We start from the raw sequence: 8,931 nt of genomic DNA, 5'->3' as shown, positions 1-8,931 counted from the left end.
TTTCGATTATTCTTCATGTGGGATCCTCCTTTATGTGTGTTTGTTTTGACGACATCCGCATCATATCGGAGGATCCTTTTCTTTTCAAGAGGGGCAAAACTAATACGACAGGAATGCTCCTGCGGGATGAAAAGCCAAGGGTGAGACCCCGCAGGCGTAGACGAGGAGGCTCACCGGCTTCCCGCGGAAAGCGTAGTATATTTCAGGAGCGGTATCCGTGCACATTATATGGCTTGGGTTTACTGCTTAATGTTAATTATCGTTTAAGTTTTGGTAGCTTTAAGTAGGTGCAGGCTCTCCAGAACCACTCAAATGGACCAATATAAAATGCTTTCAACCATAAACGACTTACGATGATTTGAATAAAGAAAAATCCGAAGACAAGTAGGACACCAGAGAAGTACCCGATCTTTCCGAATAGATCTAGTCCATAACCATAGAATATACTCGTAAAGACGATCGATTGCATTAGATAATTTGTAAGTGATAATCTTCCTACATAGGCTAGCGGTTGTAGCAGCTTATTACCTTTAGGAGTGGTTGCAAGTAAAGCAATGCTACTTGCGTAAAACATCGCAACAATTGGCCCGCCAATCATCGAGTGAAGGGTTTCGGTTTGGATGTTACTGTTGATTAAGAAGGCTAGTTTACAAGGGAAACCAACTAGTAAGGTAATCCACCAAATTCTCTTAATTAACCCTCTATACTTATTGGGATCCTCTAACCATTTTTTTCTGGCGACAAATGCTCCAAGAAGAAACATACCGAGAACGCTGATCATTGCAGAGACCAACGTTATTATTTCACCAAGAAGCCCCATGCCAAGCGGGTCTGTACTTTCTCTAAAGGAAACGACCTCACTATAACTTCCTTGACTTAGCACTTCTTTTTCTTGGACCGAATACGACATCAACTGTTCATCAATTGAAGCAGTGTATTCATCCTCTCCTGATGAAGTAATAGACATTGCCATAAGTGACAGTAGGATAATTGACCAAATCAGTAAGCCCTTATCCTTAAGCTTTAAAAAGAAAAAGAGAATAAATCCACTTATTGCATAGGTGAAAAGGATATCACCGTCCCAAATAAAGAGACCATGAACGTAACCGACTATTAGGAGTATTAGCATTCTACGCCAATATATCGGTGCATAATGCAATTCTTGCTGTAATAACCTTTCCTTAAGTAAGACCATTCCATATCCAAATAGAAAAGAAAACAGGGTATAGAAACTTGCTTGTGCAAATAAAACAATAAACATTTCAGCTAGTCGATCAATCATTCCAAGTGGATAAAAAGAATGAATATCGGGATTTAAAAAGAGTCCAAATTGAAAATGCATACTATTTGCGAGTAGAATTCCTAAGAGGGCGAGCCCTCTCATCATATCAATTGCCTCAATACGTTTTTGCTCCAATACTGGGGCGGCGTTCATTTTTTTTGTCATAGACGTTCTCCTTTACAAATACTCTCTAATTATTGTAAGTTACTGTTAACACAATCACAAGAATTACAGGAAAAAAAAGGAGATTCATAATGATAGAATTAATAAAGAGTCATCGATCGATTCGTGCTTTTAAAGAAAGCCCGTTAACTGATAATCAAATTGATCTTATTACAGAGTCTGGGCAATGGGCTCCAACATCCCATCATGTTCAAGCGTATAGCATTCTTGTTATTAAGGATGAAGAAAAGAAGAAACAATTAGCGGCTCTAGCAGGTAATCAAGTATATGTAGAGAAATGTCCAGTATTTTTCGTTATTTGTGCTGATTTCTATCGTCTAAAGCAAGCAAGTGAAAAGCATGATCAGCCGTTTGAAGTAGGAGAGCAAGAGCAAGTATTAGTTGGTAGTATTGATGCCGCATTAGTTGCACAGAATATGTTACTTGCTGCTCGTGCACAAGGGCTTGGTGGTGTAATGATTGGCGGGATTCGTAATGATCCAGAAGCTATCTCAACTTTGTTAGAGTTACCACAATATACGTTCCCTGTTATGGGATTATGTGTTGGTTATCCAGATCAAGATCCAGATCAAAAACCAAGGATGCCAAAGCGGGCTGTTATCCACGAGGAACGCTATAATCAAGAAATCATAGGGGAAGCTCTTGAGGAGTATGATCAAACAATATCTTTGTACTATAGTGAACGTACAAATGGCAAAAGAAAAGATACATGGACAGAGCATATGGCCCATCACTTTTCTACACCGAAACGCAAAGAGGTTGGGAATCATATGAAGAAACAAGGATTCTTAAAATAATAGTTGATCTAATGAAAAAGAACTAAGGGAGTGTCCAAGAGGTATGTTGGCCTTAGGGGCAGCTCCCTTTTTTAGAGGTGAACTGAATATGAAAACATTTGAATTTTCGAATGCACTTGATCGATTGCCTGAACAATTTTTTGCGAAGTTAGTGAATAAGGTAGCAGAAGTAAAGAAAAGACATGATGATGTGATTAATTTAGGACAAGGAAATCCAGATCAACCCACTCCGAAAGAGATTGTAGAACAGCTCAAGAATGCTGCCGATAATCCACTTTACCATAAGTATCCTCCTTTTAGTGGCTATCCATTTTTAAAAGAGGCAGTGAGAGATTATTATAAAAGGGAATTCAATGTAACTGTAGATCCAGAGTCAGAAATTGCAATATTACCAGGTACTAAAACGGGTCTAGTTGAAATTAGTCAGTGCCTATTAAATAAAGACGATCTTGCACTTGTACCTGATCCTGGCTATCCTGATTATTGGTCCGGTATAGCACTTGCAGGAGCGAAAATGCATGAAATGCCTTTGGAAAGTGATAACGACTTTTTACCAAACTTCAATAACATTCCGATAGATGTTTGGGAAAGAGCTAAGTTAATGTTTCTGAATTATCCTAATAATCCAACGGGGGCTATTGCGACAAAAGAATTATTTGAAGAAACGATTCAACATGCAAATGAGCATAATGTTTGTGTTGTTCATGACTTTGCTTACGGAGCCATCGGCTTTGACGGAAAAAAGCCACTTAGTTTTCTTCAGTTCGCTGGAGCAAAAGAAGTTGGAGTTGAGATGCTGACATTGTCCAAAACGTATAATATGGCAGGATGGCGTGTCGGTTTTGTTGTTGGGAATCCCAGTGTAATTAAAGCGATTGAACTTTTGCAGGAACACTATTATTGTAGTCTTTTCGGTGGCATTCAAGAGGCGGCAGCTTATGCATTGAAAGCAGACCAAGAGAGCGTCAGCAAGTTGGTTGATATGTATGATCAAAGAAGAAAAGCTTTGGTTGATGCAGCACATACAATCGGCTGGAAGGTTCAAGCCCCCAAAGGATCCTTTTTCGCCTGGTTTCCTGTTCCTAACGGTTATACATCAGAGGCATTTGCCGACCTTTTGCTAGAAGAGGCTAGGGTAGTTGTTGCACCAGGTATTGGTTTTGGTAAGCACGGAGAAGGATATGTACGTATTGGTCTGTTATGTGAGGAAGAGTTGCTTCGTGAAGCAATGGATAGAATTGGAGCTTTGAAGCTTTTTTAGATAAATAGAAACCTCTGGTAGATGGAGGTTTCTATTTATTTTGTTCTTTATAAGAAACAAAGGAAACAAGAGAAAAAAAGTGAAAATGAGAGCAAATCATGAATTAGTACATGATTTCTCTAATAAGTAAAGTTTTCAATTATGAAAGAACATACTATAATCACCATAAGTTCTTTAAAAAGAACAGTGTTTGAGTGAAAGAAGACAATACAGAACCTTATTACATACATCTCTTTCATTTGAATATTAAAACTAGAAGGTGAGAATATTGATGGATAAGAAGGACTCTGTTGATTACGAATGGATAAGGCTTTTTCTAGAAGCAAAGGAATTAGGACTAACGGTGGACGAAATTAAAGATTATTTTTATAGTCAAACCTCTAAGACATAAAGTACATAAAGTTTCGAGTATCTACAATAAGCAGGGAGACTTATTTACAGAACATTCTATACCCTGCTATAATAGCAGTAACACGTCAGAGAGGAAAAGGTAACGAGATGATAGGAGAGCAAGTTAAAAGGTATAGACTTGAGAGAGGTTTATCTTTATCCGAACTAGCGGAAAGAGCAGGAGTGGCTAAATCATATTTAAGTTCGATCGAGCGAAATATTCAATCGAATCCATCTATTCAATTTCTTGAAAAAGTTGCAGCTGTTTTAGGTGTTTCAGTTGAAACATTGTTGAATATAGGACAAAATCAAGATCAAGCTCAGCTTGATGAATCGTGGATGGAGCTTGTAAAAGAGGCTATGAATTCCGGGATTAGTAAGGAACAATTCCGTGAGTACTTGGAATTTAACAAATGGCGAAAAAAACAACCTGATATTGATAACTAAAAAATTCCCCCTTACTATTAAATGTAAAGGGGATTTTTGTATCTAATCTATTGCTTTACTTCGTGCATTGATTCAAGTAAGGTGATGAATTCGATATTTAGTGCTTCTGAGATTTTTTTTAAGACGATAATACTTGGATTTTTCTGTAAACCACGTTCAATATAACTAATATAAGATTTAGATACTCCAGAAACCTGAGCTAGTTCATTTAAAGACATACCTTTACTTTTTCTCAGATCTCTTATGCTCCTTCCGTTCATGAACGAATCCCCTTCTTATTCAATTTTATTAAAAGCTTGGCTTTCATGGTACTTTTGCAAATAGCGTTTATGATGGGTAACCAATTCTCCTTGCAGCATAGGTCGTTTATTGAGGATATAAGTAAGTTCATAGAGACTAGCCTTTCCTTGATCTGACTTAAGTATTGACGTAATATTTCCGAATAATTCTAAATCTGTTTTATGTATTTTAACGCAGATCCGATAGATAACAGATTCTAGTAGAGGAAATTTTAAATCACTAACAAAAATGATAGAACTGCTTGAGAAAGTCAGTACTCTTACAATTGAAGTCTTAGAACAGGCTTCCTTTTGATTAATACTATGGATGTTTAGCTCACCATCAAGAGGTTCTCCATAGAACTCAGCTATATACACCAAATACACATCCTTTCTTTTGTTCTCTTTAAAGAACATTGTATCTGTTTTGTTCTTTATAGTAAACAAATAATCAGAAAAAATCCTTTATAATGAATTGATTGTCCTATTAAAATGTAATTACATACTATATTTAGACATTTATAGGTCTATAGGTTCGGTTTTTATTTATTGAATTAAACTATTGACACGTTCTTTATAAAGAACTAAAATGAAATAAATTAAGACGTGTGCAAGATACATTAAGGAGTCAGTTTTTTTAAAATTTTATGTGCTTTATTAAGAACAAAAATCAAAAGTGGGTGAATAGATTGGAACAAGAGGGCAAAGAAATTGAAATCAAAAAGATGATTATAGTATTAAAGAAATATTTTTGGGTTATCACGGTGTTTACGATTCTTACAACTTCGGCAGGGTTGATCTATAATTATCTTTCTAAACCAACACCACTCTATGAAGCATCTTCGAGGATTATCATTCATGAAAGTACAGACCTAATAAATACGCTTAAGGTAGTTATTAAAGAGCCTCCGATTCTCGAAGCGGTTATCAATGATTTATCTTTGAATCAATCAGTTGAATCACTTAGTAGTCAAATTAGGGTAGAGAGTGTTGAAAACTCTCGAATTGTTAAGTTGACCGTCAGTCATCCGAATCCAGAAGAAGCTGCACTCATTGCAAACACATTAGCGAATGTATATAAGCGTGAGATCGCTACAATTCTAAACTTTAATAATGTAGATCTTTTTGCTGAAGCAATTGTTAAGGATGGTCAACAACCAATTAATCCACAAACAAATCGAATTGTTTTTATAAGCTTTATGTTTGGTCTAATCGTTGGGATTGGCTTCGTTTTTCTACTTGATAGTCTGGACAATCGGTTGAAAACTGTTAGGGATATTGAGAGATTATTAGAAGCACCAGTACTTGGAACAGTCTCAAAAATCAATAATAAAAGTATAGAGAAGAATAAAATGAAGCAAACTGCTGCTCAATTAAGAGGTGAGACTATTGGTTCTTAATATGTTTTCAAGAAGAAATGTTAATGTAGTTTCTGATCACTTTAATGCAATCATAACTGAAGAGTACAACCGAATTAGGACAAATATAGAATTTTCTTCAATTGAAAATAATTGTCGCTCAATAGCGATTACCTCTCCAACTAGAGGAGAGGGAAAATCAACCACGGCGACAAATATAGCTTATTCATTAGCAAGAGAGGGAAAGAAGGTTTTACTGATTGATGCAAGTATTAAAACTCCAATGCTAAATATGTTCTTTAGAATTAAAAATACATTTGGACTCACTAATATTTTGGCTGGTCAAAAATTATTAGAAGAAGTCATTAATCAAACAGAAACGAATAGATTACACCTTCTTACAAGTGGTCCTATCCCGCTCAATACTGAAAAATTATTTAAGTCAATGCTTATGGATAAATTAATGGAAGAAGCTAAGGGGAAATACGACTTTGTGATTATCGATACGCCAGGTATTCTTGAAGACCCAGATACAAAAATTCTAGCTAACCGTTCTGATGGGGTCATCTTAGTCGTTAGAAATCGTAGGACAGAAGATGTATTAGCATTAGAAGCAAAAAAAGCCTTAGAAATAGCGAATGCAAAGTTTTTAGGTGTTATTTTAAATGGGAAACGCTCGACGAAAATATTTAAAGGTTAATCTGTCTTTTTTTTGAACATTATGTTCTTTATTGAGAACGCGTTAACTTTGTTAAGAATATATTAATTTATTGAATTGGTGATGCCTACTTACCATTATAATAGCAGGCACTCGATCATGCTGTGGGTTGTAAGACCTTAGATGCTTGTCATCAAAAGTGTGGTGTGAGGACGGGTTGAATGCCCATTATTTATTTAAGTATTTTACCGATTCAGTTAGACTGGGTCGTTAAAATACTTAAATAAATAAAGGAGTGTGTTAGATGAATCTAGACAAATATCCCAAATCAATTAGAAAGGCAGTTCGGTATATCAAGCAAGATGCGACAAAGGAACAACTAGAAGAGTTAAAAAAGCTACTAGACTATGCGATAGAAATTAGAACAATGCGTCTATAGATGAATGGAGGGAAGAAGTTGGCTTATCAACAAAGGTTACCTTTACTAATTATTATAGATTCTATTCTTATCCTATTAACCGTCCTTTTAAGTAGCTACCTTGTTCATGATACATACTTTACTACACCGGCTATCATTACTGTAAGTGCACTATTACTTAGTCATCATATTTTTTCATTTGGATATAAGTTATACAAAAAAGCTTGGGAATACGCTAGCATCGGAGAGCTAATTATTATTTGTAAAATCGTGACTTTTTCTGCGGTTTCTGTTGCAATCTCTCAGCTACTATTCACTCAAGAACTGCCCATTCGATTTCTTGTAAATACTTGGATTCTCCACATACTCCTAGTTGGGGGTTCGCGTTTTTGGTGGAGAGTTGTTCGGGATACTTATATGTCGACTGGAGAAGAAAGGGTTAGAACGTTAATTATTGGTGCAGGTGCAGCTGGTACGATGGTCGCTCGCCAGCTACTTAATAATGCGAATTCACTTCACCCGGTAGCATTTATTGACGATAACCACCGCAAACATCAACTTGATATTTTGGGGATTCCTGTATTTGGCGGCATCAAAAAGATCAAAGATGCTGTGGATAGCCTGAGCATAGAACATATCGTCATTGCCATTCCATCATTAAGTAAAAGACAATTAAATTACATCTTTCAAGAGTGTGCCAAAACATCAGCTCGGACACAAATTTTGCCGATGCTTGAAGATTTAGTCACAGGTAAAGTATCTGTAAATCAGTTTAGGGATGTGCAAGTGGAGGATCTATTAGGAAGAGAACCAATTGAATTAGATAGTAAAACGATATCTGAATCGATTACAGACAAAGTCGTTCTCGTTACGGGTGCAGGAGGCTCGATTGGGTCGGAGATTTGCCGTCAAGTCTCAGCATTTTCGCCAAAGAAGCTAGTATTACTTGGACATGGTGAGAATAGTATTTACTCGATTGAGATGGAGCTAAAGGAGCGTTATAAGCATACTGGTATTGAATTTGTGACGGAGATTGCTGATATTCAGGATGTCCAAAAAATGAATATTATTATGGATCAGTATAGGCCAAATCTAATCTATCATGCAGCGGCCCATAAGCATGTCCCTTTAATGGAACGTAATCCCGAAGAGGCGATCAAAAATAATTTAATCGGCACAATGAATGTAGCTCAAGCAGCAAGTTGGAACAATGTTGAGACATTTGTGATGATCTCCTCCGATAAAGCAGTGAATCCAACGAGTGTGATGGGGGCGACGAAGCGTTTGTCTGAAATGGTAATTCAGAAAATGGATCAAACGAATCAAACTAAGTTCATTACGGTCCGATTCGGAAACGTCCTTGGAAGTCGTGGGAGTGTTATTCCTTTGTTTAAGAAACAAATTGAAAAAGGAGGTCCAGTCACCGTAACACATCCTGATATGATTCGTTACTTTATGACGATTCCAGAGGCATCAAGGCTTGTCATCCAAGCAGGTAGCCTAGCACAGGGTGGAGAAACCTTCGTTCTCGATATGGGTGATCCGATTAAAATCGTCGACTTAGCGAGAAACCTCATTAAGCTCTCTGGTCATTCGGTTGACGAAATAGGAATTGAATTTACTGGGATGAGGCCTGGTGAGAAACTATTTGAAGAGTTATTAAATGAAAATGAAGTTCATGAAGAACAAATTCACCCGAAAATTTATATCGGTAAAACATCAGATCTATTTATTGATGAGATTGAAGAGTTGATCGTAACGTTTTCACTTATGGATAAGAAATCATTACGAGAGAGTATTGTTGGCTTAGCGAATCGCAAGAAAGAACCAAAAGAGGTTCTTTCAATATCAAGTTAACT

The 8,931-nt window shown here is 36.6% G+C and carries 11 protein-coding genes; 8 read left to right on the top strand and 3 right to left on the bottom strand.

Features of this window, described 5'->3' with window-relative positions:
* Nucleotides 1–256 precede the first annotated feature (256 nt).
* Nucleotides 257–1,447, bottom strand: coding sequence for a DUF418 domain-containing protein (locus J7W16_RS10340; protein WP_246879934.1), 1,191 nt, complete (start codon nucleotides 1,445–1,447; stop codon nucleotides 257–259).
* A gap of 89 nt (nucleotides 1,448–1,536) precedes the next feature.
* Between J7W16_RS10340 and nfsA the strand changes: the two genes are divergently transcribed.
* The 4 genes from nfsA to J7W16_RS10320 all read left to right on the top strand — a co-directional run bounded on the left by nfsA (nucleotide 1,537) and on the right by J7W16_RS10320 (nucleotide 4,360).
* Nucleotides 1,537–2,262, top strand: coding sequence for an oxygen-insensitive NADPH nitroreductase (gene nfsA / locus J7W16_RS10335; protein WP_210597210.1), 726 nt, complete (start codon nucleotides 1,537–1,539; stop codon nucleotides 2,260–2,262).
* Between the two features lie 88 nt (nucleotides 2,263–2,350).
* Complete coding sequence (locus J7W16_RS10330) at nucleotides 2,351–3,523, top strand: pyridoxal phosphate-dependent aminotransferase (RefSeq protein ID WP_210597209.1); 1,173 nt, start codon at nucleotides 2,351–2,353, stop codon at nucleotides 3,521–3,523.
* 271 nt (nucleotides 3,524–3,794) lie between these two features.
* Nucleotides 3,795–3,914, top strand: coding sequence for a DNA-binding anti-repressor SinI (gene sinI, locus J7W16_RS10325; protein ID WP_210597208.1), 120 nt, complete (start codon nucleotides 3,795–3,797; stop codon nucleotides 3,912–3,914).
* 107 nt (nucleotides 3,915–4,021) lie between these two features.
* Nucleotides 4,022–4,360 (top strand): helix-turn-helix domain-containing protein, encoded by a 339-nt coding sequence (locus J7W16_RS10320; protein WP_210597207.1) that lies wholly within the window; start codon nucleotides 4,022–4,024, stop codon nucleotides 4,358–4,360.
* Nucleotides 4,361–4,407: 47 nt separating this feature from the next.
* Here J7W16_RS10320 and J7W16_RS10315 read toward each other — a convergent pair whose 3' ends face one another.
* Complete coding sequence (locus J7W16_RS10315; RefSeq protein WP_210597206.1) at nucleotides 4,408–4,620, bottom strand: helix-turn-helix domain-containing protein; 213 nt, start codon at nucleotides 4,618–4,620, stop codon at nucleotides 4,408–4,410.
* A gap of 15 nt (nucleotides 4,621–4,635) precedes the next feature.
* The gene (locus J7W16_RS10310; protein WP_210597205.1) at nucleotides 4,636–5,016 is read right to left on the bottom strand and encodes a hypothetical protein; all 381 of its coding nucleotides are present in this window, start codon (nucleotides 5,014–5,016) and stop codon (nucleotides 4,636–4,638) included.
* Between the two features lie 311 nt (nucleotides 5,017–5,327).
* On the opposite strand from J7W16_RS10310, the gene J7W16_RS10305 reads away from it, so the two are divergent.
* From J7W16_RS10305 to J7W16_RS10295, 4 genes are all read left to right on the top strand, one after another.
* Nucleotides 5,328–6,038, top strand: coding sequence for a YveK family protein (locus J7W16_RS10305; RefSeq protein WP_210597204.1), 711 nt, complete (start codon nucleotides 5,328–5,330; stop codon nucleotides 6,036–6,038).
* Nucleotides 6,028–6,696, top strand: a complete 669-nt coding sequence (locus J7W16_RS10300) for a CpsD/CapB family tyrosine-protein kinase (protein WP_210597203.1) — start codon at nucleotides 6,028–6,030, stop codon at nucleotides 6,694–6,696. Before J7W16_RS10305 ends, J7W16_RS10300 begins: the two co-directional genes overlap by 11 nt.
* A gap of 262 nt (nucleotides 6,697–6,958) precedes the next feature.
* On the top strand, nucleotides 6,959–7,093 hold the full coding sequence (locus J7W16_RS22190; protein WP_283246038.1) for a hypothetical protein: 135 nt from the start codon (nucleotides 6,959–6,961) through the stop codon (nucleotides 7,091–7,093).
* A gap of 18 nt (nucleotides 7,094–7,111) precedes the next feature.
* Complete coding sequence (locus J7W16_RS10295) at nucleotides 7,112–8,929, top strand: polysaccharide biosynthesis protein (RefSeq protein WP_246879933.1); 1,818 nt, start codon at nucleotides 7,112–7,114, stop codon at nucleotides 8,927–8,929.
* The last annotated feature ends 2 nt before the right edge of the window (nucleotides 8,930–8,931 follow it).

It is taken from the genome of Halalkalibacter suaedae (genome assembly GCF_017939705.1).
Taxonomy (GTDB): domain Bacteria; phylum Bacillota; class Bacilli; order Bacillales; family Bacillaceae_D; genus Halalkalibacter; species Halalkalibacter suaedae.
Note: the sequence above shows the minus strand (reverse complement) of the source record. Positions and strands in the feature narration are given on the sequence as shown.